General features: G+C 62.9%; 24 protein-coding genes. 3 read left to right on the forward strand and 21 right to left on the reverse strand.

Annotated features, from left to right (window positions below; translation table 11 throughout):
* Positions 1-27: 27 nt before the first annotated feature.
* Together K6301_RS20490 and K6301_RS20500 are read right to left on the reverse strand one after the other, a co-directional pair.
* Entirely contained in the window at positions 28-867 is an 840-nt protein-coding gene (locus K6301_RS20490) for a MetQ/NlpA family ABC transporter substrate-binding protein (protein ID WP_425475431.1), read from the reverse strand.
* A gap of 549 nt (positions 868-1,416) precedes the next feature.
* Positions 1,417-3,858 (reverse strand): GcvT family protein, encoded by a 2,442-nt coding sequence (locus K6301_RS20500; RefSeq protein WP_247222398.1) that lies wholly within the window; start codon positions 3,856-3,858, stop codon positions 1,417-1,419.
* A gap of 92 nt (positions 3,859-3,950) precedes the next feature.
* Here K6301_RS20500 and K6301_RS20505 point away from each other — a divergent pair, with 92 nt between their 5' ends.
* Positions 3,951-4,868 carry a LysR substrate-binding domain-containing protein gene (locus K6301_RS20505; protein ID WP_247222399.1) on the forward strand — a complete coding sequence of 306 codons (918 nt, stop codon included), beginning with the start codon at positions 3,951-3,953 and terminating at the stop codon, positions 4,866-4,868.
* Between the two features lie 57 nt (positions 4,869-4,925).
* On the opposite strand, the gene K6301_RS20510 is transcribed toward K6301_RS20505, so the two are convergent.
* The 6 genes from K6301_RS20510 to K6301_RS20535 form a co-directional block, all read right to left on the reverse strand.
* On the reverse strand, positions 4,926-5,660 hold the full coding sequence (locus tag K6301_RS20510; RefSeq protein ID WP_247222400.1) for an aspartate/glutamate racemase family protein: 735 nt from the start codon (positions 5,658-5,660) through the stop codon (positions 4,926-4,928).
* A gap of 66 nt (positions 5,661-5,726) precedes the next feature.
* On the reverse strand, positions 5,727-6,566 hold the full coding sequence (locus K6301_RS20515; RefSeq protein WP_247222401.1) for a substrate-binding periplasmic protein: 840 nt from the start codon (positions 6,564-6,566) through the stop codon (positions 5,727-5,729).
* A 23-nt stretch (positions 6,567-6,589) separates the two neighbouring features.
* Entirely contained in the window at positions 6,590-7,252 is a 663-nt protein-coding gene (locus tag K6301_RS20520) for an amino acid ABC transporter permease (protein ID WP_247222402.1), read from the reverse strand.
* Positions 7,252-7,896 (reverse strand): amino acid ABC transporter permease, encoded by a 645-nt coding sequence (locus tag K6301_RS20525; protein WP_247222404.1) that lies wholly within the window; start codon positions 7,894-7,896, stop codon positions 7,252-7,254. The genes K6301_RS20520 and K6301_RS20525 overlap by 1 nt, the downstream gene beginning before the upstream one ends.
* Complete coding sequence (locus tag K6301_RS20530; protein WP_134650325.1) at positions 7,893-8,657, reverse strand: amino acid ABC transporter ATP-binding protein; 765 nt, start codon at positions 8,655-8,657, stop codon at positions 7,893-7,895. The genes K6301_RS20525 and K6301_RS20530 overlap by 4 nt, the downstream gene beginning before the upstream one ends.
* Before the next feature lie 328 nt (positions 8,658-8,985).
* Positions 8,986-9,897: an NmrA/HSCARG family protein gene (locus K6301_RS20535; protein ID WP_247222405.1), complete on the reverse strand. Its 912-nt coding sequence runs from the start codon at positions 9,895-9,897 to the stop codon at positions 8,986-8,988.
* 117 nt (positions 9,898-10,014) lie between these two features.
* Between K6301_RS20535 and K6301_RS20540 the strand changes: the two genes are divergently transcribed.
* Both K6301_RS20540 and K6301_RS20545 read left to right on the forward strand, forming a co-directional pair.
* On the forward strand, positions 10,015-10,437 hold the full coding sequence (locus K6301_RS20540; protein ID WP_247222406.1) for a winged helix-turn-helix transcriptional regulator: 423 nt from the start codon (positions 10,015-10,017) through the stop codon (positions 10,435-10,437).
* A gap of 195 nt (positions 10,438-10,632) precedes the next feature.
* Positions 10,633-12,222 (forward strand): ABC transporter substrate-binding protein, encoded by a 1,590-nt coding sequence (locus tag K6301_RS20545; protein ID WP_247222407.1) that lies wholly within the window; start codon positions 10,633-10,635, stop codon positions 12,220-12,222.
* A gap of 85 nt (positions 12,223-12,307) precedes the next feature.
* Here K6301_RS20545 and K6301_RS20550 read toward each other — a convergent pair whose 3' ends face one another.
* Genes K6301_RS20550 through K6301_RS20610 form a run of 13 tightly spaced genes read right to left on the reverse strand, consistent with a single transcriptional unit; the run spans position 12,308 to position 24,961 of the window.
* The gene (locus K6301_RS20550; protein ID WP_247222408.1) at positions 12,308-13,000 is read right to left on the reverse strand and encodes an RraA family protein; all 693 of its coding nucleotides are present in this window, start codon (positions 12,998-13,000) and stop codon (positions 12,308-12,310) included.
* 28 nt (positions 13,001-13,028) lie between these two features.
* Entirely contained in the window at positions 13,029-15,389 is a 2,361-nt protein-coding gene (locus K6301_RS20555) for a molybdopterin-dependent oxidoreductase (protein ID WP_247222409.1), read from the reverse strand.
* Between the two features lie 26 nt (positions 15,390-15,415).
* Positions 15,416-16,438 carry an ABC transporter substrate-binding protein gene (locus K6301_RS20560; protein WP_247222410.1) on the reverse strand — a complete coding sequence of 341 codons (1,023 nt, stop codon included), beginning with the start codon at positions 16,436-16,438 and terminating at the stop codon, positions 15,416-15,418.
* A 41-nt stretch (positions 16,439-16,479) separates the two neighbouring features.
* Complete coding sequence (locus K6301_RS20565; RefSeq protein WP_247222411.1) at positions 16,480-17,859, reverse strand: FAD-binding oxidoreductase; 1,380 nt, start codon at positions 17,857-17,859, stop codon at positions 16,480-16,482.
* A 20-nt stretch (positions 17,860-17,879) separates the two neighbouring features.
* Positions 17,880-18,539 (reverse strand): 4-carboxy-4-hydroxy-2-oxoadipate aldolase/oxaloacetate decarboxylase, encoded by a 660-nt coding sequence (locus tag K6301_RS20570; protein ID WP_160872377.1) that lies wholly within the window; start codon positions 18,537-18,539, stop codon positions 17,880-17,882.
* A gap of 16 nt (positions 18,540-18,555) precedes the next feature.
* A complete protein-coding gene (locus tag K6301_RS20575) occupies positions 18,556-19,746 on the reverse strand; it encodes a mandelate racemase/muconate lactonizing enzyme family protein (protein WP_247222412.1) in 1,191 nt (396 codons plus the stop codon).
* Between the two features lie 44 nt (positions 19,747-19,790).
* Positions 19,791-20,459, reverse strand: coding sequence for a 4-carboxy-4-hydroxy-2-oxoadipate aldolase/oxaloacetate decarboxylase (locus tag K6301_RS20580; protein WP_247222415.1), 669 nt, complete (start codon positions 20,457-20,459; stop codon positions 19,791-19,793).
* Positions 20,460-20,474: 15 nt separating this feature from the next.
* Positions 20,475-21,392, reverse strand: a complete 918-nt coding sequence (locus K6301_RS20585; RefSeq protein ID WP_247222416.1) for a DUF1932 domain-containing protein — start codon at positions 21,390-21,392, stop codon at positions 20,475-20,477.
* A 5-nt stretch (positions 21,393-21,397) separates the two neighbouring features.
* Positions 21,398-22,186, reverse strand: a complete 789-nt coding sequence (locus tag K6301_RS20590; RefSeq protein WP_247222418.1) for an RraA family protein — start codon at positions 22,184-22,186, stop codon at positions 21,398-21,400.
* Positions 22,179-22,340, reverse strand: a complete 162-nt coding sequence (locus tag K6301_RS20595; RefSeq protein WP_247222419.1) for a hypothetical protein — start codon at positions 22,338-22,340, stop codon at positions 22,179-22,181. The genes K6301_RS20590 and K6301_RS20595 overlap by 8 nt, the downstream gene beginning before the upstream one ends.
* Positions 22,337-23,224 (reverse strand): LysR family transcriptional regulator, encoded by an 888-nt coding sequence (locus K6301_RS20600; RefSeq protein WP_247222420.1) that lies wholly within the window; start codon positions 23,222-23,224, stop codon positions 22,337-22,339. Before K6301_RS20600 ends, K6301_RS20595 begins: the two co-directional genes overlap by 4 nt.
* A gap of 35 nt (positions 23,225-23,259) precedes the next feature.
* Positions 23,260-24,162 carry an ABC transporter permease gene (locus K6301_RS20605; RefSeq protein ID WP_247220692.1) on the reverse strand — a complete coding sequence of 301 codons (903 nt, stop codon included), beginning with the start codon at positions 24,160-24,162 and terminating at the stop codon, positions 23,260-23,262.
* Positions 24,155-24,961, reverse strand: a complete 807-nt coding sequence (locus K6301_RS20610; RefSeq protein ID WP_247220693.1) for an ABC transporter ATP-binding protein — start codon at positions 24,959-24,961, stop codon at positions 24,155-24,157. Before K6301_RS20610 ends, K6301_RS20605 begins: the two co-directional genes overlap by 8 nt.
* Positions 24,962-25,005 lie beyond the last annotated feature (44 nt).

Below are 25,005 nucleotides of genomic sequence, written 5' to 3' on the forward strand. Positions count from 1 at the left end.
CCTTTTAAAGTACTGTTGTGGTTGCGGTCAGTTGACCGGCTGCCCCTGCGTCCAGGGCAGGCTGTAAAGCTTGTCGTTTTCGGCGAACGACTTGTGGATCTGCGCCTTCACGGCATCGGAATTCTGGTAGATTTCGACGAAGCGGCGCACGAGCGCGGAGTCCGCATTGTTTTCACGCGTGACGAACCGGATCGCGTAATCGGTGTCGTCGATCCCGGAATAGAGCAGCGCCTGGCCGGCGATGTCCGCAAGCCCCGCATTGACATAATGGGCCGGATAGCCCTGCGCGAGATCGACGTCGTCAAGCGCGCGGACGAGCTGCGGCCCCTCGATCTCGACGAACTGCAGCTCTCGCTTGTTCTCGACAATATCGTCGATCGTGGGGCGCGCGCCGACGCCCTCGCGCAGCTTGATGAGGCCGGCACGCTCGATGAGCAGCAGGCCGCGACCCTGGTTGACGGGATCGTTCGCCACGCCGACACGCGCACCTTGCGGCACCTCGTCGAACGACTTGTACTTGGAGGAATAGAGACCAAGATTCGGCAGGAGCCCGACAGCCACGGACTTCAGCTTGAAACCGGTCTCCGAGACTGCGTTGTTGAGAAAGGCCTGGTGCTGGAAGTAGTTCACGTCGAGGTCGCCGGCATCGAGCGCCACATTCGGCGTCGCCCAGTCGGTGAACTCGATGACCTTGACATCGATGCCTTGTTCGCGGGCTTCGGCCGCCGCCACCTCTACGGAATCGGCAAGCGATCCGGGTGTTACGCCCACCTTCAGTGTGTCTGCGAATACGGCCGTCGCCATGAGCGAAACGGCGACAGCCGTCCCCGCCAGTGCCCGGAAGGTTCCCAACAACCGATTTCGCATCACAATCTCCAAACGACGCCCGATATACGCAGGAGAATAGTCGATAATTTCTATGCACAAAGGAGGAAATTATCTTTATGGCGACGGTCTCTGGAATTTTGTTCCAAGCTGCGTGTCTGCAGTCGCCGGTACTGGGCGATCGAGCGAAGACCGATGAAGACGGGATCGAACGACAGTATCTGAGATGGGTGATCGCGGCGGCGATGCCGCGCGCGCCTCACAGTCGCCGTGCGCTTCCACCATCTGTTTCTTTCAAAGGCGAGATCAGCCCGCTTGGGCTTACACGGCCTTCTGCAATTCCGGCAGGACTTCGAAGAGGTCACCGACGAGGGCAGCGCATCCTTGACATGGGTGGAGACGCCCGGGTTTGCCGCGGCAGCGATGGTCTCGACCGGCGCATTGCCACCCTCGTCGGCTGTGGCGAAGGACGTCGTACCACCTCCTGGCATCGATCGACTACATCGCCTGAATGGCGTTGCCCGCATAGATCGAACGCCTTAACGCGAACCTTCACGTTGTAGTCAACGAGGGCAACTCCTCTCGGGTTCGTTACATGCGGCCGCGCAACGCTTCCGGATCGTAGGGCGATTCTGCGATCACTCGTGCCTTGCGCCACTCACCGAGGATAGGCACTTGCAGCTCCGTTCCAGGCGTGCCGAGCGCAACCGGGAGCAGCGCGAAAGCGATGTCGTGGCCCAGCGTGTAGGCGTAGCTGCCGGAGGTGATGCGCCCGACGAGCTTGCCGTCATGATAGACACCCTCGTGAATGAGCGAGCTTGCTCCATCCGTGTCGATCGCGATGGTCACCGAACGCTGCTTGACACCTTCCTCTCGCTGGCGCACCAGCGCCGCCTTGCCGATGAAGTCGCCCTTGTCGAGCCGGATAAAGCGGTCGAGGCCGCTTTCCCAGGCCGTCAGCTCCGGGTTCATGTCGCGATACATGGCGCGGTAGGACTTTTCGAGGCGCAGCGATTCCAGCGCGTGGTAGCCGACGAGGCGCAGGCCGTGTGGCGCCCCCGCGGCAAGGATCGCCTGCAACAGCTGACGCTGGTAGGGCAGTGGATGGTAGAGTTCCCACCCCAATTCGCCCTCATAGTTGACGCGCAGCATGCGCACGTCCGTCGCAAGGCCGACCGTATCGGACCTGACGCCGAACCATGGAAACGCGTCATTGGAGAGGTCCATCTCCGTCAGTCCTTGCAACACCTCGCGCGCCTTGGGACCGACGACGGTGAAGCAGCCGCGCTCATTGGTGACATTGCGAAGCTGAACGCTGCCATCCTTCGGCAGGAGCTTCGAGAGATCGTCGAAGTTCCAGCGTTCGGCGCGTGGTGTGGAGATGAGATAGAAGCTGCCGTCCTCAAGGCGCGCCACGACGTATTCGGCCTGCACGCCACCGTTCTTCGTAAGGTGGTGGCTGAGATTGACACGGCCGGCTTTCGGCAGGCCGTTGGCAAGGATACCGTCGAGCCAGGCTTCGGCACCGGGGCCGGAGACTTCGAACTTCGTCATCGGCGTCATCTCGACGAGGCCGACCGCCTCACGCACCGCCCGCACCTCTTCGGCCACGTAATGGCCCTTCTGCGTCCAGCGCCAGCTGTACTGGTCTTTGGCTTCCACACCATCGGGCGCAAACCAGTTGGGCACTTCCCAACCGTTCAGCACACCCCAGACGGCGCCGCGCTGCGACAGGATATCATAGGAGGGCGCGGTTTTCTGCGGACGGGCAGCGGGCATATCCTGGCCCGGATAGTGCAGCTCGGCATGGGTGCCCCAGCTTTCGCGCACCTTTTGACGCGTCCATTCCTTGTTGGCATAGGTGCCGAAGCGACGCGGATCGAGATCGGACGTGTCGAGACTGTTTGCGCCCTCGACAATGCGTTCGGAAAGATAGTAGCCAATCGCACCGCCCCAGAGGATACCGCCGGGCACACCTTCGGCGATCCAGACATTATCGAGCCCCCAGGCGGGTCCGACCAGCGGCAGCTCGTCCGCGGTCATCTGGAAGGGGCCACGGACATTCGCCTTGATGCCGACGCGACCGAGCGCCGGCACCATTTCCATCGCGGCCTCCCAGTTCCAGGCCACCGCGTCGAAATCCTCCTCTACAAGATCCGCACCGAACCACTCAGGCACGCCGTTTTCGGCAAAAAGCTTCAGGTGCTCCGTCTTTTCGTACGGACCGAACATCAGTCCGTCGCCCTCTTCCCGCAGATAGCCCTCGAAACCTTCATCTCGCAGGATCGGCATTTCCGGCAGCCCCTGGCGCTTGCGCTCGATGATCTCCGGCACGGCATCGGTAATCCAGTATTGATGCAGGATGGGGATTGCCGGGATGTCGAGGCCGAGCAGGGCACCGGTCTGACGGGCATAGTTGCCGGTCGCGGAGATAATGTGCTCGCAGATGATCTCGCCGTTGTTGGTGATGATTTTCCATTCACCGCCGGCAAGCCGCTCAAAACCCCTCACCTCGGTATTGAGATAGATCTTCGCGCCACGGTCGCGCGCACCCTTGGCCATGGCCTGCGTGACGTCGGCGGGCGCGATGTGCCCGTCATCGGGATGGTAAAGCGCCGCCAGCATGTCCTTGTTGTTTTCCAAGAGCGGCCAAAGCTCGCGCGCTTCTTGCGGCGTCACCAGTTCGGCACGAATGCCCTGCACGGCGGCAACGCTCATGTAGCTCTTGTACTCGTCCAGACGGTCGCGCGTGTTTGCGATGCGCAACTGGCCGCATTTGTGCCAGCCGACATGCTGGCCGGTTTCCGCCTCCAGGCCCTCATAGATCTCGATGGTCTTGGCGATCATCCGTCCGATATTGATGCTGCGCGCATAGGAGGGAATGAGGCCGGCGGCGTGCCAGGTCGAACCGGCGGTGAGTTGCGTGCGCTCGAGAAGCGCGACATCCGTCCAGCCACGTTTGGCAAGACCGTAGAGGATGGCGGCGCCGACGCAGCCACCACCGATGACGACGGCGCGAGCATGAGTTTGCATGGAGAGTCCCTCGAATGAATTTTCACCAGCCTACAAACCGCCTCCAGGCCTGTAATCTTGCTAAAAATTCTTGAGGGGCATAACCTCAGATTATGCACAGGCTCCGCTCGCTCGTTCCGTCCGCCAACTACCTCTTCTGCTTCGAGGCCGCAGCCCGACGGCGCAGCTTCACCGCCGCCGCGCAGGAGTTGAATGTCAGCCAGCCTGCGGTCAGCAAGACGATCCGCCTGCTGGAAGAGGCTACGGGACTGAAGCTCTTTCGTCGCGATCACACCCGGCTGGAACTGACGGCGGAGGGACAACGGCTTTACAAGGAAACGCAAGAGGCGTTCGACCATCTGCACATGGTAATCTCGTCGCTGCAGAAGAAGCACTCGAATGATGTGGTGCGCGTTTCCTTCTCTGCGTCCTTCGTGCAGCTGTGGCTTCTCCCGCGATTGAAGGACTTCAAGGCCAAGCACCCCGATGTATCGCTGCGCATCGAGGAAAGCAGTCGCGACGACCAGGACCTGGTGGAAGAGGATATCGATCTTTCCGCACGCCTCGGCAACGGCAAATGGCCGGGCATTCACTCCTGGCGTTTTGTGACGGAAGACGTCATGCCGGTGTGCAGCCCCGACTATCTACGGGAGCACGGGCCGATCCACGAGCCGGCGGATCTCCTTCGGCATACGCTGCTCAATTTCGAGGAAAGGCACCGCACCCGTCTTGGCTGGCGCGAATGGCTGGAGCGCCATGCCGTCCCGGTTGCCCGGCTGAAACAGGATTTCGTCTTCACCGATGCACTCGGCTCCATCGAAGCGGCTGTGCTTGGCCAAGGCATCGCACTTGGCTGGAAACACCTCATCCATGACCATGTACAAGCCGGACGGCTGGTCCTTCCCCTTCGGGAATCGTATCGGTCCGGACAAGCGGTCCACATCATCATGCCGGCGCAACGCCCACCAAAGCGCGGGGCTGAACTTTTCCGTGATTGGCTGATCGAGCAGGACGCTGACGGCGCGGCGTAGACGCATAGCCGAGATCGAGCCGCATAACCGGTTCTGCATCCGCCTCAAGCTCGCTTGCTACATGGCGCCCGTATATGCGCGGCGCGCGATGCTTTGCTGCACGTAATTGATCATGGTGATGAAATCGAAGACCGGCCGACCGGTCGCCGCTTGCACGGCGTGGGCATAGGGGGGCAGATCGCTGCATTCAAGCAGAATGGAGCGCACATCGGGATTGTCCGCAACGAGGCGCCGGGCCACCTCCGTCACCTCCCGCTCGATGGCTGCGGAATCCAGCGTTCCACGCTCTTCCAGAATGGCCTCGCGAAACTCCGTCTGCCCCTCCATGCCGGCAACGGCGAGGGGAACGTGATCGGCGACGTTGCAGGCGGCAAAGTGGCGCGGCGTCAATCGCGTGGCGTTCGCGGTGATGACGCCGACCCGCCCACCGCACAGAGCATGCATGAACGGAATCTGCATCAGGCTCGAAAGGAAGACAGGGACGTCGACCGCAGCGGCGACTTCCTCCTGAAAATAGGCCATGAAGCCGCAAGCGCCCGTGATTGCCTTGACACCCCGGTTCTGCAACTCGACGGCGGCCTCGATGAAGACATCCTTCAAGGCGGGATCGCGCTGGTTCAACAGGCGGTCGATCGAGGCGCCCCTCACCTCCTGGAAGCGCACGGGATAATCATAGGTCGTCGCATTGCCGACATTGCCGGGGATGCAGGGATAGGCGGCATCGAGGATCAAGATGCCGATCTGCTCACCATACCACGACTGCGTCTTTCGCGTGACCGTATAGACAGTCATCGTTATTGCCTCCGATTTCCATGTCAGGGAAATGCGGGAGAGTTGCCTCCCCCGCCTGTTTCTTCGTTACTCGACGAGGCGCGGCGCACCCGTATCGGCCGCCGTGCCATCAAGGCCGTAGGACTTGAGGATAGTGACGATCGTGCCATCAGCATGCATTTCGGCAATCGCGGCATCGAGCGCGACGCCGAATTCCTTGGCATTCAGCGAATAGGGGAAGGCTGCCTGAGCGGCTTCCTTGGTGGCCTTCACACGCTGGTCCGGAGCCGCGACGTTGACCTTCACGTCGCCAAGCGCGCCCTTCTGTTCCGCGACGACGCCGGTCGAATAGCCGTCCACCGCGACATCGATGCGGCCCGACGAAAGGTCCTGCTGCATGTTGACGGAGTTCGGATAGAGCTTCAGCGAACCGCCGAGCATCGCCTTCAGGTCTCCGACCCAGAGATAGCCTTGCACCGTACCGACCTGCTTGCCTTCGAGGTCGGAAACGGTCTTGAAGCCTTCCTTGGAATAGATACCCATCTGGTCGGTGTAGAGCGGGGCCGAAAGGCTCATCACTTTCGCGCGTTCAGCCGTGCGGTACCAGTCTCCGGTCGCGATATCGGCTTGACCGGAAAGGACATACTGGATAGCCGCCGCCGGATCGACCGCGACAGCCTTGACCTTCAGGCATTCGCGCTTGGCGAATTCTGCGGCGATATCACCGTCGATGCCTTTCATGTTGCCGCTGTCATCGACGAAGGAATGCGGAACATAGGTGGTGACCGCGACGGTTAGCGTGCCCGCCTCGATCGTGGTGAACTGGTGCTTCGGCGTGCACTCCTGGGCGGATGCAACCCCGGCCGTCAGGGCCAGACCGGCAATGCCGGCAAGGAGGAACTGCGTGGTGGTGATTGTCTTCGGCATGCAGGTATCCTTTCAGCTTGGTTTCAACGTTGTGCGTAGAGGCCGGCGCGCTTTTCGACGTGGCTGACGAGAAGCGCGGCGGGAATGGAGATGGCGGCATAGAGCACACCCGCGGCGAGAAGCGCGGGGAAGTAGCGGAAGGTCGTCGACCCTATCTCGTAGGCCCGGCTCACCAGTTCCGGTAGCGCGATGGTGAAGCAGAGCGAAGTGCCCTGAAAGATCAGGATGGAGAAACCGAGCAGCGCGGGAAGTGCCACCCGAAGCCCCTGAGGCAGAAGCACGTAGCGCAGCTCATCGAACCGGTTGAGGCCGAGTGCTTCTGCCGCCTCCCGCTGGCCATGCGCGACGGACTGAAGGCTGGCGCGAATGATTTCGCTGGTATAGGCGCCGGTGTTCCAGGCAAGGGCGATGATCGCGGCCGAGAAGGAGCCGAGCGTCAACCCCGTCGCCGGCAGGCCGAAATAAATGAATTGCAGAAGCACCAGCGCCGGCGCGCCACGGCCGATCTCCACGAGGAAAAGGCTGATAACTTTCAGCCAGCGGCTCCTGGCGAGAACCCCCAATGCGAGGAGAAGGCCGAAAGGAATGCCGATCAGCAAGCTGAAGGCCGTTACCTGGAGGCTGATGGAGAGACCGCCGAGAAGGTCGGGTAGCCAGGCGGAGATTTCGTCTCGGGTCGGAAACATCAGCGTGCCACCTTTGCCCGGAGATAACCGTCGGCGACGCGCGAGAGCCAGGCGATCGGCAGGCTCAGGAGCACGTAGAAGAGACCGACCAGCGCAAAGACTTCAAGGCCCCGGAACGTCATCTGGGAAAGCTGATTGCCCTGATAGGCAAGTTCCGCCACGCCGATGGTCGAGGCGACCGCGGTCTCCTTCATCAGCCCTATCAGGTAGCTCGCCGCCGATGGCAGCGCGACGCGGAAGGCCTGGGGCGCGACGATATCGCGGAAGGTCGACCAGCGGCCGAGATCGAGCGCCGCCGCGGCCTCCCACTGACCGAAATGGATGGAAGCGACCGCGCCCCGATAGATTTCCGCCAGGTTCGCCGCCGCGATCAGCCCGAGGCCCATCAGGGCGGCGTTGAACGGGCTGATCGGCATCACGCCCATCCCAAGGCCAAAGAAGATGATGAAGAGCCAGAGGATCGGCGGGATGGCGCGTACGATCTGGATAACGGACATGGCGATGAAGCGGAGCAGCCAGAGGCGGCTGCGGCGCGCCGCAAGCAGCGGAACACCAAGCACAGCGCCAATGAAAAAGGCACCGGCCGTGAGTGCGACCGTCCAGGTCAAGCCGCGCAGGAGCGGCAGAAGGTCCGCCGCGTTCATCGATCGTGTACCGCACGAAGGAAGCGTTTGGTCCGCTCCTGCTGCGGATTGCGCATGATTTCCTTGGATGGTCCCTTCTCGACGATATGCCCGTCGGCCATGATCATGACGGTGTCGGAAACGTTCTCGGCAAACCCCATTTCATGCGTGACGACGATCATCGTCATACCGGTTTCGGCAAGTTCCCGCATGACGGCGAGAACCTCCAGGCCAAGTTCGGGATCAAGCGCCGAAGTCGGCTCGTCGAAAAGCATGATCTCGGGGTCGAGGGCGAGAGACCGTGCAATGGCGATGCGCTGCTGCTGGCCACCCGAACAACGGACAGGGAACTGTGTCGCCTTGTCTGCAAGCCCTACCCGCTTGAGGAGCTGCATGGATCGCTCCTCCGCCTCTGCACGACCGCGACCAAGCACCCGTTCCTGCGCAAGGCTGACATTGCGCAGAACCGACATGTGGGGGAAGAGGTTGAAGGACTGAAACACCATGCCCACCCGCCGACGCAAGCCGGAGAGTTCCGCCCGCGCAACCGGTCGAGCAGCGTCGATCGTCATCGAGCCGATCGTGATGGTCCCGCCATCCGGCGGCTCAAGATAGTTTATACAGCGCAGCAGGGTGCTTTTTCCGGAGCCGCTCGGCCCGATGATGGCAAGCACCTCGCCGGATCGCACATCGAGATCGATGCCGTCGAGAACCGTGTGGCTGCCGTAGTGCTTGCTGAGGGTTTTCAGGCGGATGAGGGCGTCGGTCGAGGCTGGCATCATCGCGGGCTGTACCCTGCCACGCTGCCGATCGTCTTCCGGCAGACAAAGGATGGCGCCATCCACATCATCGTGACCCCCAATAGATCAGCACCCCGCGCGCCGCCTCTGCGGGCCGGTTATCGCCTGAGCTGCCTGGTTGTGATTGGCCGTCGGATTTCCGCTTGAGGCCGTGTTCCCGTCTTTATTATGAAGATGGTAGCAGTCTGCCGTATGCTGGGCAGGGCGAAAAAATTGCCGCCCCACCAAACTTGAGGTTATGCCGCCTCTGGGGAGGTGCGAAATCACACCCCTCTTCATGTTGTAGAGAAAAGAACGTCCCCGGACGGCGTTAACGCAGTGCCACCTCGGCACCGTCATGATTGAGCGCCGCGTCGAATAGCGTTTTTCCGGGGCCACCGAGCCATTCTTCGAGCGACGCAAGATGGCCGAATTCGCGCGCGAGCGCTGTCAGGTCGGCCGCTCCGGCGAGCAGGCCGCTATCCAGAAGCTCGGCTAAACGGCGAAGGAAAGGATTGGCCGCAAGCAATTCATCTGGAAAACGCTTGTAGATGATCGGTCGACCCGCTGCCTTTGTGAACGCATGTTGCAAGTCCTTGCCGGTGACAGACGCACCGGCCAACTCGATAACTTCACCGGAGTAACGATCCGGAGCCATCAGGATTTCGGCATTGATGCGGCCTAAATCGGCGAGAGCAATCATCTGCATGGATTGGTCCGGTCTCATGAAGAAGGTGAACTCGCCTCGAGGCAGTCCCATGCCGGGCAGCAGCAGCATCTCCATGAAGGTCGCCGGACGGGTAATCGTGCTCATGATCGGGAGGCCCTGCACGTAGGCTTCGATTTCAGACTTGCTGTCGAAGTGACCCATTCCCGTTTTGCCCTTGCCCGCGGCGCCGCCCGAGGAATAAACGATATGCCGGGCCCCCTGTCGAACTGCGCTGTCCGCGATCGCCTTTCCCTGGAGTACCTCCTGGTCATCGGTGACTTCACCTCCCGGTGAACTGGTCTGGACGCTGAACACGCCCGAGACCCCAACCATCGCGCGATCGATGGAAGCAGCGTCGAACAGGTCGCCGACTGCCAGGGAAATACCTTCGGCGATCAAGGCCTTTGATCGAGCGCTGTTGGGATTGCGTGTGAAGGCCCTGACCTTTTTGCCGCGCGCTTTCAGGGCGCGCGCGACGGCCCCGCCTTGCTGCCCGGTCGCACCGAAGATCAGAAACTCCGCTGAATTATCCATGATAGTTACTATCCGTAATTAATGACGGTTATTATCTGGAACCAATTGAAATTAGCCGCAAGACGGCACATTTTTGAGCGTCGGTTACATCAGGATAACCATTGGAGGACATGATCCGTGTCGCGTGAAATCAATGGCCGCCCCGTTATCGAGACCCCACGTGGGCCTGTCCTCACGCCCTGCGCGCCGGGTAGCGTGCTGGCGCGTCTTGGAGACAAATGGACGATCCTCGTCGTGTCCATGCTCGCCTTGTCGCCCGATGCACCAATGCGGTTCGGCGCAATAAAACGCGGTATCCCGGACATTTCACAAAGGATGCTGACGTTGACACTTCGCAATCTCGAGCGGGACGGCCTTGTCGCGCGCCATTATCATCCCGAGGTGCCGCCGCGGGTGGAATACGAGTTGACGGCGCGTGGCAGGTCGATGCTGGAACCCCTGGCTGCCTTCACAAGCTGGATCAGAGACACCTGGCAGGACATCGAAGCCTCCCGGTGTGCCTTCGACAGTGCTGAACGCAAGCGCGAAAGCGCAGAATGACCGCCGAGCGGACACGCCGAGCGAAGGCGCGAACCAACCTCTTTGGCGCGCTGTTTTCGCAGACTTCCCGATAGAACTGGCCGACCGGCTGGCCGCTTGCGCCCGCCTCTCAAAAAGTCGTTCTACCCACTTGGCAAAAGGCTCCGCAGGCATGCAAGATGGCCATGGAGATCTTGTCAAAGAAGGGAAGCGCGCATGTCCAGGGACCTCGATCAACTCGGCCGGCTTCTTCTCGGCGGACGGCTGAACCGACGGGATTTTCTCGGGCGTGCCGCAGCGCTTGGCCTGTCGGCGGCGGCTGCGAACACGATGCTCGCGCGCGCCGCTGCGGCCCAGTCTCCCGTAAAGGGCGGGGTATTACGGGCCGGGATGGTCGGCGGTGCGGCAACCGACAGCCTCGACCCCGCGACATGGGCAAGCCAGGTGCCGTATACGCTCGGCCGCTGTTGGGGCGAACAGCTGCTCGAGATTTCGCCGGCCGGCGAGATCGAGTACCGCCTGGCGGAAGCCTATGAGGCCTCTCGCGATGCCAGGACGTGGACGTTCAAGATCCGCCAGGACGTCACCTTCCACAATGGCAAGGTCCTGACACCCGAAGACATCGTCGCGACTTTCGAGCGCCACGCGGATAAAAACTCCAAATCGGCAGCGCTGCCCTTTGTCTCCGCGTTCGAGACGGTGAAGGCCGACGGGCGCAACATCGTTATTACGCTGAAAGAGCCCAATGCCGACCTGCCCTATGTGGTCGGTGATTACCACCTGATGATCCAGCCAAATGGCGGCAATGACGACCCGACTGCAGCGATCGGCACCGGCCCCTACAAGATCGTCGTCAACGAGCCGGGCGTGCGCCATGTCGGCGAAAAGCACGAAGGCTATTGGGGCAGCGATGTGCGCGGCCACGCCGACAGCATCGAAATCATCGTGATGAACGATTCAACCGCGCGCACAGCCGCCCTGCAAGGCGGCCAGATCGATATGATCAACCGGGTCGAGCCCAAGGTCGTGGAGCTTGTGAAGCGCGTTCCGGGCGTCACGATCCGCAACGTGCCGGGCAAGGGTCATTACGTGATGATTGCCCATTGCGACACCGCCCCCTTCGACAACAACGACTTGCGGCTGGCGTTGAAATACGCCGTCGATCGTGAGGAGATGGTTGAGAAGATCCTCGGCGGCTACGGCACGGTCGGCAATGACACGCCAATGATCAAAGGCTACCCGCTGTTCGACGATGATATCGAACAGCGGGTGTTCGATCCGGAAAAGGCCGCGGAGCACTACAAGAAGTCCGGCCACAGCGGGTCCATCCTTTTGCGCACGTCGGAGGTCGCCTTTCCCGGTGCGGTGGACGCCGCCCAGCTCTTCCAGCAGAGCGCCGCCAAGTGTGGCATCACGCTCGAGATCAAGCGCGAGCCGGGCGACGGCTATTGGTCGGATGTGTGGAACAAGCAGCCGTTCTCGATGTCCTACTGGACCGGACGCCCCACGCAGGATCAAGTGTATTCTCTCGCCTATCTCTCCGGCGCGGAATGGAATGACACAAGGTTCTTCCGGGAGGACTTCGACAAGCTGATCATCGGCGCACGTGCCGAACTCGATACCGACAAGCGCAAGGCTCTGTACCGCCAGGCAGCCGTGATCCTGCGCGACCAGGGAGGCGTGATCGTCCCCATGTTCAACAACTACATTGACGCGACGACCCCACGCGTCGGCGGCTGGATCGACGACCCGAACGGCGAGCTCATGGGTGGACATGCGCTGACAAAATGCTGGGTGGTCTCCTAGGCATTGACGACGCCGCGCGGCCCTTCGTCAAAGCGGCGGCGTCGTGCGCCGGAATTCAGTTCAACCGAAAGCAGAGCGCACCATCTCAGCGCACCTTGTATTTCTGAACCGCATCGTAGAGCGAGGCGCCGCTGTCCATGAACGCTTGCATCTCTTTTTCGATGCCGAGGAGTTCGGCCGACTTGCGGGCGATGTCCCCGGCATGTTCCGGCGGAATGACGAGCACGCCGTCGCGGTCACCCAGAATGATGTCGTCGGGCCGCACATTGACGCCGCCGCAGATGACAGGCCCGTTGGCCACCGTGGTGGCGAAGCGGTGTTGTCCGGCGCGTACGGAGGTGCCCTGGGCAAAGACCGTCAGGCCATAACCTTCCATCTCCTCGACATCACGCAAGGCACCGTCCGTCACGAGGCCGACGGCGCCGAGGTGGCTGGCGCGGTGGGCCATGTTGCCGCCCCAGTTGGCGTGGCTCGCAATCCCCTGTGTCGCGATCACCATTACCGTGCCCGGCCTGCAGCCGTCGATGACCTGCTGGATCGCGAAGGCATAGTCCTTTGCCAATTCGGCCTGGCCTGCATTGGCTGTGATCGGCGTGCGGCCGACAGTGCGGGCGCGGCCGAGAATGCGCCGTCCCGACACCAGCCGGACAGTCGGATCCAGCGCGCTGTCCTTCAGGCCGAGCGAAAACATCGCATCCGAAACGGTGGCCGGCTGGAATGCATCGAAAGCAAGGGCCAAAGGATCGGCAGAAAGGGCGTGCGTGGCAGGCGCGGCCATGATGGCTCCCGGAAAATGATAGGTTTCGTCAGGCCTTCGTGCCGCGCAGCCGAGACGCGAAGGGCGGAGGGGTGAAGGCCTGGACAGGCGGCAACGGCGCATCGAACCGCTCCACCTGGACGAGGCAGGATTGGGCACTCGGCCCCTGCGCGAGGCGCGATGTGCCGATATCGGCCGTCAGGACGTTCGGATTGCCGTGGATTTCCAAGGGCTGCGGATCGTCGGCGGCGGCCGGTAGCGGATCGTACCATGCGCCGGTAGCGAGCTGGACGACGCCGGGCAGAAGATCGCCGCTTGTCTCCACGGCAGCCAGGCAGGCGCCGCGATCGTTAAAGACCTTCACCACGTCGCCGTCGGCAAGCCCGCGTGCGGCCGCATCGTCGGGATGCATGCGCATCACCTCGCGGTCATGCACCTTGCCGCTTCGCGAATGGGCCGCGACATCATACTGGCTGTGCAGCCGACGTTTAGGCTGGTTGGAGAGAAGATGGAGCGGGTAACGGGCGGCCAGCGGCGCCCCCAGCCATTCCCTTGGCGCAAGCCACGCCGGATGCCCCGGGCAATCGTCATATCCGAAGCCGGCGACCGTCTCGGAGTAGAGCTCGATCTTGCCGGACGGGGTGTCCAGCGCATGCTTTTCCGGATCGTCGCGGAAAGCGCCGAGCAGATCCGTCTGTTCCGCCGGCGGGGGCGGCGGCAGGAGGGCGACGCCTTGCGACCAGAAGCGCTCGAATTCCGGCAGTTCATGACCGATACCGGCCGCCATCTGCCGGGCGTTGGAATACATGTGCCGGAGCCAGGATTCGATATCCCGCCCACCGGTGAACGCGTCGCGTGCGCCAAGCCGGTCGGCCAGGCCCGCGAAGATCGCGTGATCGTCCCGCGCTTCGCCGGCCGGAACGAGGCTTGCATGGGAGGCTGCGATGAACAGATCGCGCGCCGAGCAGGCGATATCGTCGCGCTCGAGCGTCGTCGTCGCCGGAAACACGATGTCCGCATGGCGCGCAAGCGGGTTCCACCAGCTGTCGTTGATGATGACGGTCTCGGGCTTCTGCCAGGCACGGCGGAGCCGGTTGAGGTCCTGGTGATGGTGGAAGGGGTTTCCGCCCGCCCAGTAGATGAGCTTCAGGTCCGGATAGACCCGGCTCTCGCCGTTGAAATCATAGCGCTCGCCGGGATGCAGGAGCGCATCGGCGATACGTGCAACGGGGATGTAGTCGGAGACCGCGTTCGTGCCTTGCGGCAGGGAGGGCCATTTGACGTCCGGTATCGCATTGCCGATACCGTTGGCGCAGGCGTAACCGAACCCGAAACCGCCGCCCGGCAGACCGATCTGCCCGAGCATCGCGGCGAGCGCGACGCTTGCCCAATAGGGCTGCTCGCCGAAATCCGCCCGTTGCAAGGACCATGACATCATGAGGAAGCTGCGCGTACCGGCCATGGCAAGAGCGAGACCCCGGATGGTCTCGCCGGGTACCCCGCAGATGTCGGCGGCCCATTCCGGCGTCTTCGGCAGTCCGTCCACGGCACCGGTCACATAAGCCGCGAGCTTATCGTAGCCGACCGTATAGCGCGACAGGAAGTCGAGATCGGCGCGTCCCTCGGCGATGAGAACCTGCATCATCGCCAGCAGCATGGCCGTGTCGGTGCCCGGGCGGATGGGCAGCCACTCGACGTTCTCGCCCGCCGTATCGTCCCTGATCGGCGAGACGGAGACGACCCGCACGCCATTGGCGGCGGAAAGCTCCATCGCCTCGCGAACGATATGGGACGCCACGCCACCGGAGCCGACCTGCGCATTGCGCAGCGGCGCGCCGCCGAACATCACGACGATCTTCGCGTGCGAGACGACGCGTTCCCATGACGTGTGGCCGTCGATCAGGCCCTTCCGGCTCCCGATGACATGCGGAAGGATCATGTCCGCGGCGGCGAAGCTGTAGTTCTGCACCGAGCGCGTATAGCCCCCGATGCTGTTGAGGAAACGATGCACCTGGCTCTGCGCGTGGTGGAACCGTCCGGCCGAACTCCAGCCGTAGGAGCCGCCATAGATGCCCTTGTTGCCGAAGGTACGGCGTACGTAATCCAGCTCGGCGGCCGCGAGGTCGAGCGCCTCGTCCCAGGGCAGCTCGACGAAGGGCTCATAGCCCCTGCCCGCGCCGTCGCCGGCACCGCGGCGTCCTGCCTCGCGCGCCTGGAGGAACGACTGCCGCACCGCCGGCCTCAGGATGCGCGACGGCGCGGAGTGGGCCTCGACCAGCCCCTCTGCAAGCGACACGGGATCCTTGTCCAGCTCGAAGGGATCGAGGCGAGCGATCGTGCCATCGACCATCTTCGGCCGGTAGAGACCCCAATGGGTCGCGATCGTCTGCCGCTCGGGCGTAGGCAACATAAGGCTCTGCTCCTGTTCAGTCGAGATCAACTGCCTTCGGTTTGCGTGATCGGGCCGGTGAAGAAGTCTTTCCAGGACGCGGGAACATCCTTCAGGTCTCCAAGCTCGCGCATGACATTCGCCACCTTCATGAGGCCGTTCGGCACGGTGGCATAGTCATCATTGCTCGCCGCGATGACAGCGCGCAACTCGTCAAACGACAGAGGCGTCTTTTCCGCGGCGGAATACAGTTTGGTCGCCTGTTCGGGATCCTCGAGGATAATCTTGTTGGCACGGTTCAGGGTCTCGATGATCACGGCTGGAACATCGGGGTGCGCCGTGTAAACACGCTCGATGGCGCCGAGAAAAGCATTGGTGGTCGCCGGATCGGCGAAGTCGCGCGAGGTCGCCAGAAGGTGAACCCGCGGCGATTTCGCAACGAATTCCGAATAGGGGGAAATCCCCATATAGACCTGGATGGCATCCGACCGCGTCAGCGCCGTCACGGCCTCGGTGTGCGGTAACAGAACGAGCTGGTTGTCGAAGCGGTGTGCCTGATCCGGCCCGAAATAGTGCATGGCAGCCAGCTTGACGTAAAGCGCCTGCGCGCTTTTCGGCCCCTGGACGGCGATCTTGTCGTCCGGCCCGATATCCGCGAAACTCTTGATCCTGTCCGTGTTGGAAAAGACCGAGAACTTGCCCTTCCAGTAAGCCGAGATACCGCGGAAGTTCACGTTGCCCCGCGTCTTGGCCCAGGTGTTGAGGAGCGCCTGGTTGCCAAGCGTGCCGAACTGGACGTTCTGCGTAAGAATGGCGTCGATCAGTGCGGTGGCGACGTTGATGCGGCGGATCGCGAATGTCGCGTCCGTGACGCCGAGATCCTTTGCGGTCGTATTGAACAGGTCGAGCTGTTCGGCGACGGCGTAGGGAAGAAACGGCAGGCCGGTATTGATGCCGATATTGATTTCCCTTTGCGCGGCGAATGCCGGCAGGCCGAGCCCGATTGAAACACCGGCACCAAGGCCTGCGGCGAGAAGACTGCGCCGGGTCAATTCCGGGGACTGTGTCATTGCAAGTTCCTTCTCATGAGGATGTTTTATGGAAGATCCGGCTAGTCGAGCAGCGAGCCGAGCTTGCCGGGATTCATGATGTCGTTGGGATCGAAGGCGTGCTTGAGGGCGACCATGCTTTCCAGCGCGGGCCCGTGTTCGCGGCGCATGAATTTCAGCTTGCCGATGCCGATGCCATGCTCGCCGCTGGCCGTGCCCCCGCTTTCGAGCGCGCGTTCCACCACGCGCGCCGCCAGCCGCTCGGCTTCGCGGATCTCGTCCGCCGCACCCGGCATGACGAGATAGTTGACGTGGAAATTGCCGTCGCCGACATGACCGTTGATCTTCGTGCGCAGGAACGACTGATCGGCATCCGCGCGCGCGGCCAGAATGTTGTCCGCAAGCGCGGAGATCGGCACGCAGGCATCCGTCACGAAGTTCGCCGAGCCGGGACGCAGCGCCCGTGTGGCGTGGCTAGAATCGTGCCGCGCCTGCCAGAGCCGATTGCGATCCTCCGGGCGCGAGGCCCATTCGAAGCCGTCCGCCCCATATTCGGCGGCGATGGCCTCTACCGTTTCCGCCTGCTCCTTGATGCCCGCTTCCGTCCCGTGGAATTCGAGGAACAGCGTCGGCGCGATCTTCAGGCTGAGCTTGGAATAGTTGTTGGCCGCCTCGATGGCGACCTCATCGAGAAACTCTATGCGGGCCATCGGAACGCCGGACTGCATGGTCGCGATGACCGCGTCCACAGCCCCCTGAAGAGAACCGAACGTGCAGACGGCCGACGAGATGGCCGCCGGGATCGGATGAAGCCGCACGGTCGCCTCCGTGATGATGCCGAGCGTGCCTTCCGAGCCGACGAACAGCTTGGTCAGATCGTAGCCGGTCGAGGACTTGCGGGCGCGGGTTCCGGTCCGGATGACCTTGCCGTCCGGCAACACCACTTCCAGCGCCAGCACATTCTCGCGCATCGTTCCATAGCGCACGGCGTTCGTACCCGAGGCGCGGGTCGCCGCCATGCCGCCGATCGAGGCATCCGCGCCCGGATCGACAGGGAAGCTCAGGCCGGTGGCGCGAAGATGCTCGTTCAGCTGCTTGCGGCGAACCCCCGGCTGCACCACGGCGTCGAAGTCCGCCTCGTTCACGGCGAGGATATCGGCCATGCCCGAGACATCGATGGAGATGCCGCCCTTCAGGGCATGGGTCTGCCCTTCGATCGACGTGCCCGTGCCGAAGGGTATGACCGGCGTGCGATTGGCATTGCAGATCGCAAGCGCCTGGCTGACATCCTTCGTGCTTTCCGCGAAGAACACCGCATCCGGCAGCATGGCCGGAATATAGGAGAGATCGTCGCCATGGTGCTTGCGCACCGCTTCGGCGCGCGAAACACGGGTTCCGAAAAGGGCTTCGAGCTCATTGATCGTCTGATCGATAGTGGTCATGCCGTCGCAAGCCCCACCGCTTACAGGCGGAAGGCGCTTCCCTTCTTTTCCATCAGGGCGTTGAGGTTGAGCATTTCCCAGGTCGTGTTGCCCTGAAGAAGCGCTTCGCGGAATCGGATTTCCTTCTGCTCGCGCTCGAGGCAGGCGTCTGCGGTCTCGGCAATCAGCGCCTTCGGGATAACCACCACACCATCGTCGTCGCCGATGATGAGGTCGCCCGGCGAAACCAGTTCGCCCCCGACGACGATCGGCTCGTTCAAGGGCCCGAGCGTTTCCTTGACCGCACCCTTGATCGAGATCGAGCGGCTGAAGACCGGGAAGCCGATCCGGTGAATGTCGCTGGCGTCACGCACGCCGCCATCGACGATCAGGCCTGCAAGGCCCTTGCCCTTGGCGGCGCTCGCCATGACGTCGCCGAACAGGCCCTGTTCGGTAAAGCCCGCGGCCGCGCAGACGAGCACGTCGCCAGGCTTGGCAAGCTTCAATGCCGCATGAAGCGTCAGGTTGTCGCCGGGCGGGCAGACGCAGGTGAAGGCCGGCCCCAGCACGCGCATGCCGCTGCGGATCGGCTTGATCGCGGAGTCGAGCGCGCCCTTGCGGCCCATGGCTTCATGCGCGGTTGCCGCGGTTACGGTTTCGTAGCGGGCCAGCAGTTCGGGCGTCAAAGCAAAATCGGTCATTTTCGGTCTCCGGTTCTCAACGGGTAACGTTCGCGACGCCCCAGACGTAATTCTTGCGCGGGAACTCTTCCCAGTACTGGCGCATGTCCTTGTGCGGGAAATCCTTGTAGGGATGCCGGCGAAGGGCATCGACATCGATGTCCACCCCAAGGCCCGGGCCGGTCGGCAGGTCGACCCAGCCATCCTCGATCGTCAGGCCGGGCGAGGCGATTTCCGCGCAGGCGTCCGACAGGTTGATGAAGCATTCGGCGATGAGGAAATTCGGGATAAGCGCGGACAGATGCACCGTCGCGGCGAGGCCGATGATGGGGCTGTTATAGTTGTGCGGACTGATCGCGATCGCGTGCGGCTGCGCCATGGCGGCGATGTCGAGCATCTGGAGAATACCGCCTACGGCGCAGATATCCGGATTGAGAATATCGGCCGCGCGCTTTTCGAAGACCTGCGCGAACTGCTCCTTCGTATAGAGCGTCTCGCCGGTCACGACGGGCGTGGCGATCGAGCGGCGCACTTCGGCGACGAGATCGATATTGTCCGAAAGGCAGGGCTCCTCGTAGCAGAAGATGCCGAATTCCTCGAGCCGGCGCGCCACGCGGATGGCATGATGCGGCGCGACGCGGCGATGCGCGTCGATCAGGAGATCGATATCGGGCCCGAGTGCTTCGCGCACCGCGCGGACATTGTCGACCGCATAGTCCTCTTCTTCGCGGGAGATGAAGGTGCGCCACGGACCGGGAAACGGATCCCACTTCAGCGCGGTGTAACCCATGTCCTTGACCTGCAGCGCGCGCTCCACGGTCTGCTCGATATTGGTGACGCCATACCACCAGCCATTCGCATAGATGCGGACCTTCTCGCGCACCGGGCCCCCCAGCAGATTATAGACCGGCTGGTTGGAGAGCTTGCCGACGATATCCCAGAGCGCGATCTCGATGGCGCTCCAGGCGCAGAGAAAATCGACCGACGTGCGGCGGATGGCGAAATCGTCGAACATGACCTGCGCCATGTGGCGGATCGTGTAGGGGCTGCGGCCGACGAGATAAGGCGCCATGGCGTTGACGTACTTCTCGACGATCGCTTCCTTCTTCACGCCGACATAGGCCTCGCCCCAACCATAGGTGCCATCGGACGTCTCGACGCGCACGAACAGCAGGTTCTTGCCGCTGCCGGGATGAAACAGGAAGGTCTCGATATTGCTGATCTTCATCTTAAGGGTCCTGCGGCCGAACGATCGGCCGTGCTGTTGTCGTCTTAGAAATTGACCGCGACGCCCTTGGCGCGGAGGAAGCCGCCGAGATCGTTGACATCCCAGGGCGTTCTGCCATCGGCAAGAGCGGAGACCGTCTGGGCTTCCTTCTGCGCGCGCTTGCGGCAGGCATCGAGCACCGCTTCCGCCGTCTCCGCCGGCACGACGACGACACCGTCCTCATCGCCGATGACAAGATCGCCGGGCCGGACGAGGACGCCACCGAGCGTGATCGGCGCGTTGACCGGGCCGAGCACCTCCTTGACCGTGCCCTTCATGCAGACATTGCCGGCGAAGATCGGAAAACCGACCTCGATGATGGTCAGCTTGTCGCGCACGCCGCCATCCGTGACGAGCCCGGCCAGACCGCGCCCGAGGCCGCAGCTTGCCATAACGCCGCCGAACATGCCCTGCTCCGTCGCCCCCATGGCATCGCAGACCAGCACGTCGCCCGGGGCCGCCATCTTCAGCGCGGCATGAAGCGTGAGGTTGTCACCGGGCTCGCAGGCACAGGTGAAGGCGGGGCCGGCGATCTTCATGTCGCGGTGAAGCGGCTTGATCGCCGATGCCAGCGCGCCCGTGCGGTTCTGCGAATCGAACACCACGGCGGAACCGAACGAGAGCAGTTCCTTGGCGAGGGCGATCGCGTTTTCTCTATCGTGAGACGAACTCATGGAAGTCTCCAATCTTCAGGATGGATCGGCGCCGGAGGCGGAGCCCGGCAACTCGGTTTCAAGAACGGCCAGCGCCTCTTCGAGGCTGCCCGGCTGGCGCCGGCCGACGCGATCGGCGGCGGATGTCACAGCCGTCTGCCGCATCACGCGAATGATGGCGTCTGTCATGATGGGTTCGACGCCCGCCTCCCGGACGAGGTCGCGGGCCAGCGACACCTCGTCGGCCCGGCGCGCGGCGTGCACGACATGGGATTTGAGGAGGATCGCCGCCGTGTCCCGCGCGCTGCGCGCATCGAGAAAGGCGCAGAACGTATTGAGCACCTCCCCTGTCACGCCCGAGCGTTCAGCCACGACCAGCGCCTCGACATAAAGGGCTTCCAGCCCCTTGGCGAGAATGCTGCGGACGAGCTTCGTTCCCGCAGCCACGCCGACCGCATCACCGACCAGCGTGATGTCCATGCCAAGGGGTGCGAACGTGTCGCGGAAAACGCCGGCATCCGCGCCGGAAGCGATGACCGGGACGCGGTGGCCGGAGGTGGGCACGGAGCCGATGATGCCGGCATCGATATACCGTCCGCCGCCCGCCGAAACGATCTCGGCGGCAGCGCGCTTGTCGGCCGGCGCTGCGGAGGAAAAGTCGACGTAGAACGTCCCCGATATCAGGTGCGGTCCGACGGATGCGGCGGCCTCGCGCGCCCTGACGGGCGGAACCATCGCAAAGATCCATTCGGCGTCCGAAAACTGCTCAGGCCCGGAGAGCAAAGTCGTCCCCGCCTGTGCCGCACGATTGCGCAACAGGGCTTCGCCCGGACCGCCATGGACCGACGGACTGTAGGCAGCAAGCCGCTCCACGCCTTGCTGCGCAAAGCCTTTGGCGAAAAGCGAGGCCGCTTCACCGAAGCCGACGAACATGAGGCGTGGGCGCTGGGCCATGCCGCTCACCACTTGTCCGGCGAAATGATGGAGGCGCTTTCCTTGGCGGAGGCGCCGGATTCGATGGCGCCGAGCAGGACCTTTTCCTTCTCTGCGACCTGCTCCGCGCGCAACAGCACCTCTTTGCACAGGTCGTAGGGCACGATGATCACGCCGTCGGAATCCCCCAGCACCAGATCGCCCGGCAGAACCTGCACGCCGGCGACATCCACCTTGCCGTTGAATTCCACCAGCTCCATGCGGTGCTTGCCGGTGCGTGGGGTCGCTCCGCGCGCCCAGACCGGAAGCCCCATGCGTTTCATGTTTTCCACATCGCGGACACAACCATCGACCACCACGCCGGCAAAGCCCTTCGCCGCAACCGCCGTGGCCATGATGCCGCCGATGTTGGAGGCGGTCGGAACCGCGCTGCCGTCGATCACCATCACGTCACCGGCTCTGGAGAGGGTCACTTCATCCACGGCACCGAGCTGCGGACTGGTCTTGTTGGCAACGTTGTGCCCGGCATTGAAGCGTGCGGGCCCATGCTTGACGGTGACAGCCGGGCCGACCATGCGCTGGCCGGGCGCCAGCGGCGCCAGCAGCGTCGTCGGGATCGCACTGTCGACGCCGAACTGGTCGAGGATGTCGGCGATCGAGGACGTGAGGTCGGGCAGCCGCTTGTAGCGCTCGATGATATCGGGCGCCGGGCGCGGAAAATTCACCGCCTTTATACGATCGACCGGAATGAGGCCGAGAAGCTGTCCTTCGAACGCCTTCAGCTGTTCGGCAACGGTTTGGGTGTTATCAGACAATCACGCCTCCATGGCCTGCACGTGACAGGCTTTTGCCGCCGAAAAGCCCGGCAAGGCCGCCCTCGATCAAGCGAAATAAATCGGCCGCACCCGATCGATTTTCTCGATCCGTGATCGCGGCGGTGATGCTTTGCCGTGGCTTTAGGTTCGTCACGCGCCCGGCCTCGCAAATCTGCAATGGTCCTGCGCCAGGCGCGCGATCTGCGAGGCGATCAGGTCGTCCCGGTAGATCGCCGCATATTGCAGCGGGCGCATCGCCATGCTCGTATGGACCACACTGAGGCCGCCATAGGCCTGGAAGTACTCGCGCGGGAGATAGGCGATGCCCAGCCCCTCGCGCACCAGCTCCGCCAGTGCGATCATGCTGCTGCAGGTGATGGTCTGGCGCGCCGTGTGGCCGTGTTCGGCCAGCGTCTTCACAACGGTCTGATGCAGGAGCGAGCCTTCGTTGAAGGTCAGGAGCGGCAGGCCGGCAATGTCCTGCGGCGAGAGGATGCCCTGGCGACCGAGCGAAAACCCCGAGCCGCACATCCAGGCGGATTCCAGCGGCTGCAAGGGCACGGACGGCTGCCCGGCCAGCGCCTCGCTGTGTGTCATCGGGCACAATACGAGATCCAGCTTGTATTCGCTGAACTTCGCCTGAAGCTCATGCGTCATATTGATGCTGGTCTTGAGATTGATGTTGGGAAAACGTGCGGTGATGGCGCCGATCAGCTTCGGCAGCCACGTGAGCGCCACCATTTCCGTTGCACCAAGATGGAAGTAGCCGGAATAACCCTCGTCACTGCTGGCATAGTGCTCGATCTTGTGATGCAGGCTGAGCATGGCCGAAAAATCGTCCAGCAGGCCGCGCCCCTGCACCGTGAGCTGGGACATCTTGTGAGACCGGTCGAAGACGGCGAAGCCGAGCGACTGCTCCAGTTCCTGGATGCGCTTGGATATCGTTGATTGCGTGGTGTTGAGGCGTTCGGCGGCCGCGTGAAAGCTTCCGAGCTTTTCCACCCAATGGGCCGCTTCAACCTGCTTTATGGTAACCATGATTATCTGCCAACGAAGTTGAGCCGGGCGCCGCCCTAGCTGTTCTGCATGCCCCAGCGATGCACGGTGACGGCCTCAATGCTGCGGAAGACCACGCCCTCCACGAGAAGACCGATGATGATGACCGTCAGCAGGCCGGCGAAGACATTCGCGGTCTCCAGCGCATTCCGGTTCTGGAAGATGTACCAGCCGAGGCCGGCGGAGCTTCCGGAGACACCGAAGACCAGCTCTGCCGCAATCAGCGTTCTCCAGGCGAAGGCCCAGCCGATCTTCAGCCCGGACAGGATCGAGGGGAAGGCGGCGGGAACGAGAATGCGCAGCACGAAGCCGACACCCTTCAGCCCGTAATTGCGCCCCACCATGCGCTGCGTCTGGCTGACGGAGAGGAAGCCGGTCAACGTGTTGAGCGACACCGCCCACAGCACCGAATGCACGATGACGAAGACGAGGCTCGTGACACCCAGCCCGAACCACAGAAGGGCGAGCGGCAGGATAGCGATGGCCGGGAGCGGATTGAACATCGCGGTCATCGTGGCCAACACATCGGTGCCGACGCGGGTGCTGATGGCAAGCGTCGTGATGAGCGCGGAAATGCCGATCGCGACCGCGTATCCAAGAAGCAGCACCTGCATCGTGCCGTAGACGGCGCGGATGAGCACGCCGGAGCGAACGCCCTCCCACCACGCAAGCGCCGTGTTGCTGAAGGAAGGGAACATCAGCTCGTTGCTGGCGTAACGGGCGTAAAGTTCCCAGGCGATGACGAGCACGAGGATGACGGCCAGGCGGCGCAGCCACGTCTTCTCGCTCAGGCGCTCGAAGAGGCCGAGCTTCTGCGTCACGTCGCCGATGGCATTTGCCGCGGCCAATGGACGATGAATGTCCGGGCGGAAGGCGACTTCTATCACCTGCTTTTGCGCCTGTGTCGAAACGTCAGCCATTTGCCACCTTCTGCTGACCGAACAGCATGCCGTTGATCTGCTTGTGGAACGCGACGAATTCGTCGCTTCCCGACTGATCGTGGGCAAAGCGCGTCGCATCGAGTTCCGCGATGATCTGGCCTGGATGCGGGGTCATCACCACGATCCGGCTTGCCAGCAGGATGGCCTCCTCGATCGAATGCGTGACGAAGATCATGGAGAAGCGGATCTCCGCCCACAAATCGAGAAGCTCCTCCTGCACGCGCCGGCGCGTCAGGGCGTCGAGTGCCGCGAACGGCTCGTCCATCAACAGGACGGCCGGCTCCATCGCCAGTGCCCTCGCGATCGCCACACGTTGCTTCATGCCGCCGGACAGCGTATGCGGATAGGCATCGACGAACTTGCCGAGTCCGACCTTGGCGATTGCGGCGCGCGCGCGGTCTTCCCACTCGCCACGCGCGAAGCGACCGGCCGTGCGCATGGGGAAAACGACGTTCTGCAGCACGGTCTGCCAAGGCAGCAGCTGATCGAATTCCTGGAAGACGATCATCCTGTCCGGTCCGGGCCGGGCGATACGCTGTCCCTTCAGCCGGATCTCGCCCTCGACCGGCGACAGGAAGCCGCCGATGCTCTTCAGCAGCGTCGACTTTCCGCAACCCGAAGGGCCCAGAAGAACGAACCGGTCATGCTCGTACATATCGAACGACACACGATGCGTGGCCGTCACGATCTGCTGGCGCGTCGCATATTGCAGCGTCACGCCATCGACCGCGAGAAGCGGCTCGCTCGGACTGGTGTTCCGGCCATTGGTCTGTTGCATGCGGGCTGTCCTTCCTGCGCCACGGCCCCGCCGGAGCGGGGCCG

The sequence above is a fragment of the Shinella oryzae genome (genome assembly GCF_023038235.1).
Lineage (GTDB): Bacteria > Pseudomonadota > Alphaproteobacteria > Rhizobiales > Rhizobiaceae > Shinella > Shinella sumterensis.

What these genes read in the sequence shown, in the direction of transcription:
- K6301_RS20505 (WP_247222399.1), top strand. Translation starts at nt 3,951, where the DNA reads ATGCACAGGCTCCGCTCGCTCGTTCCGTCCGCCAACTACCTCTTCTGC.
- K6301_RS20545 (WP_247222407.1), top strand. Translation starts at nt 10,633, where the DNA reads ATGTCCAGGGACCTCGATCAACTCGGCCGGCTTCTTCTCGGCGGACGG.
- K6301_RS20565 (WP_247222411.1), bottom strand. Translation starts at nt 17,859, where the DNA reads ATGACCACTATCGATCAGACGATCAATGAGCTCGAAGCCCTTTTCGGA.
- K6301_RS20585 (WP_247222416.1), bottom strand. Translation starts at nt 21,392, where the DNA reads ATGGCCCAGCGCCCACGCCTCATGTTCGTCGGCTTCGGTGAAGCGGCC.
- K6301_RS20500 (WP_247222398.1), bottom strand. Translation starts at nt 3,858, where the DNA reads ATGCAAACTCATGCTCGCGCCGTCGTCATCGGTGGTGGCTGCGTCGGC.
- K6301_RS20530 (WP_134650325.1), bottom strand. Translation starts at nt 8,657, where the DNA reads ATGATGCCAGCCTCGACCGACGCCCTCATCCGCCTGAAAACCCTCAGC.
- K6301_RS20600 (WP_247222420.1), bottom strand. Translation starts at nt 23,224, where the DNA reads ATGGTTACCATAAAGCAGGTTGAAGCGGCCCATTGGGTGGAAAAGCTC.
- K6301_RS20580 (WP_247222415.1), bottom strand. Translation starts at nt 20,459, where the DNA reads ATGAGTTCGTCTCACGATAGAGAAAACGCGATCGCCCTCGCCAAGGAA.
- K6301_RS20510 (WP_247222400.1), bottom strand. Translation starts at nt 5,660, where the DNA reads ATGACTGTCTATACGGTCACGCGAAAGACGCAGTCGTGGTATGGTGAG.
- K6301_RS20560 (WP_247222410.1), bottom strand. Translation starts at nt 16,438, where the DNA reads ATGACACAGTCCCCGGAATTGACCCGGCGCAGTCTTCTCGCCGCAGGC.
- K6301_RS20610 (WP_247220693.1), bottom strand. Translation starts at nt 24,961, where the DNA reads ATGCAACAGACCAATGGCCGGAACACCAGTCCGAGCGAGCCGCTTCTC.
- K6301_RS20520 (WP_247222402.1), bottom strand. Translation starts at nt 7,252, where the DNA reads ATGTTTCCGACCCGAGACGAAATCTCCGCCTGGCTACCCGACCTTCTC.
- K6301_RS20490 (WP_425475431.1), bottom strand. Translation starts at nt 867, where the DNA reads ATGCGAAATCGGTTGTTGGGAACCTTCCGGGCACTGGCGGGGACGGCT.
- K6301_RS20525 (WP_247222404.1), bottom strand. Translation starts at nt 7,896, where the DNA reads ATGAACGCGGCGGACCTTCTGCCGCTCCTGCGCGGCTTGACCTGGACG.
- K6301_RS20575 (WP_247222412.1), bottom strand. Translation starts at nt 19,746, where the DNA reads ATGAAGATCAGCAATATCGAGACCTTCCTGTTTCATCCCGGCAGCGGC.
- K6301_RS20515 (WP_247222401.1), bottom strand. Translation starts at nt 6,566, where the DNA reads ATGCCGAAGACAATCACCACCACGCAGTTCCTCCTTGCCGGCATTGCC.
- K6301_RS20535 (WP_247222405.1), bottom strand. Translation starts at nt 9,897, where the DNA reads ATGGATAATTCAGCGGAGTTTCTGATCTTCGGTGCGACCGGGCAGCAA.
- K6301_RS20555 (WP_247222409.1), bottom strand. Translation starts at nt 15,389, where the DNA reads ATGTTGCCTACGCCCGAGCGGCAGACGATCGCGACCCATTGGGGTCTC.
- K6301_RS20605 (WP_247220692.1), bottom strand. Translation starts at nt 24,162, where the DNA reads ATGGCTGACGTTTCGACACAGGCGCAAAAGCAGGTGATAGAAGTCGCC.
- K6301_RS20570 (WP_160872377.1), bottom strand. Translation starts at nt 18,539, where the DNA reads ATGACCGATTTTGCTTTGACGCCCGAACTGCTGGCCCGCTACGAAACC.
- K6301_RS20550 (WP_247222408.1), bottom strand. Translation starts at nt 13,000, where the DNA reads ATGGCCGCGCCTGCCACGCACGCCCTTTCTGCCGATCCTTTGGCCCTT.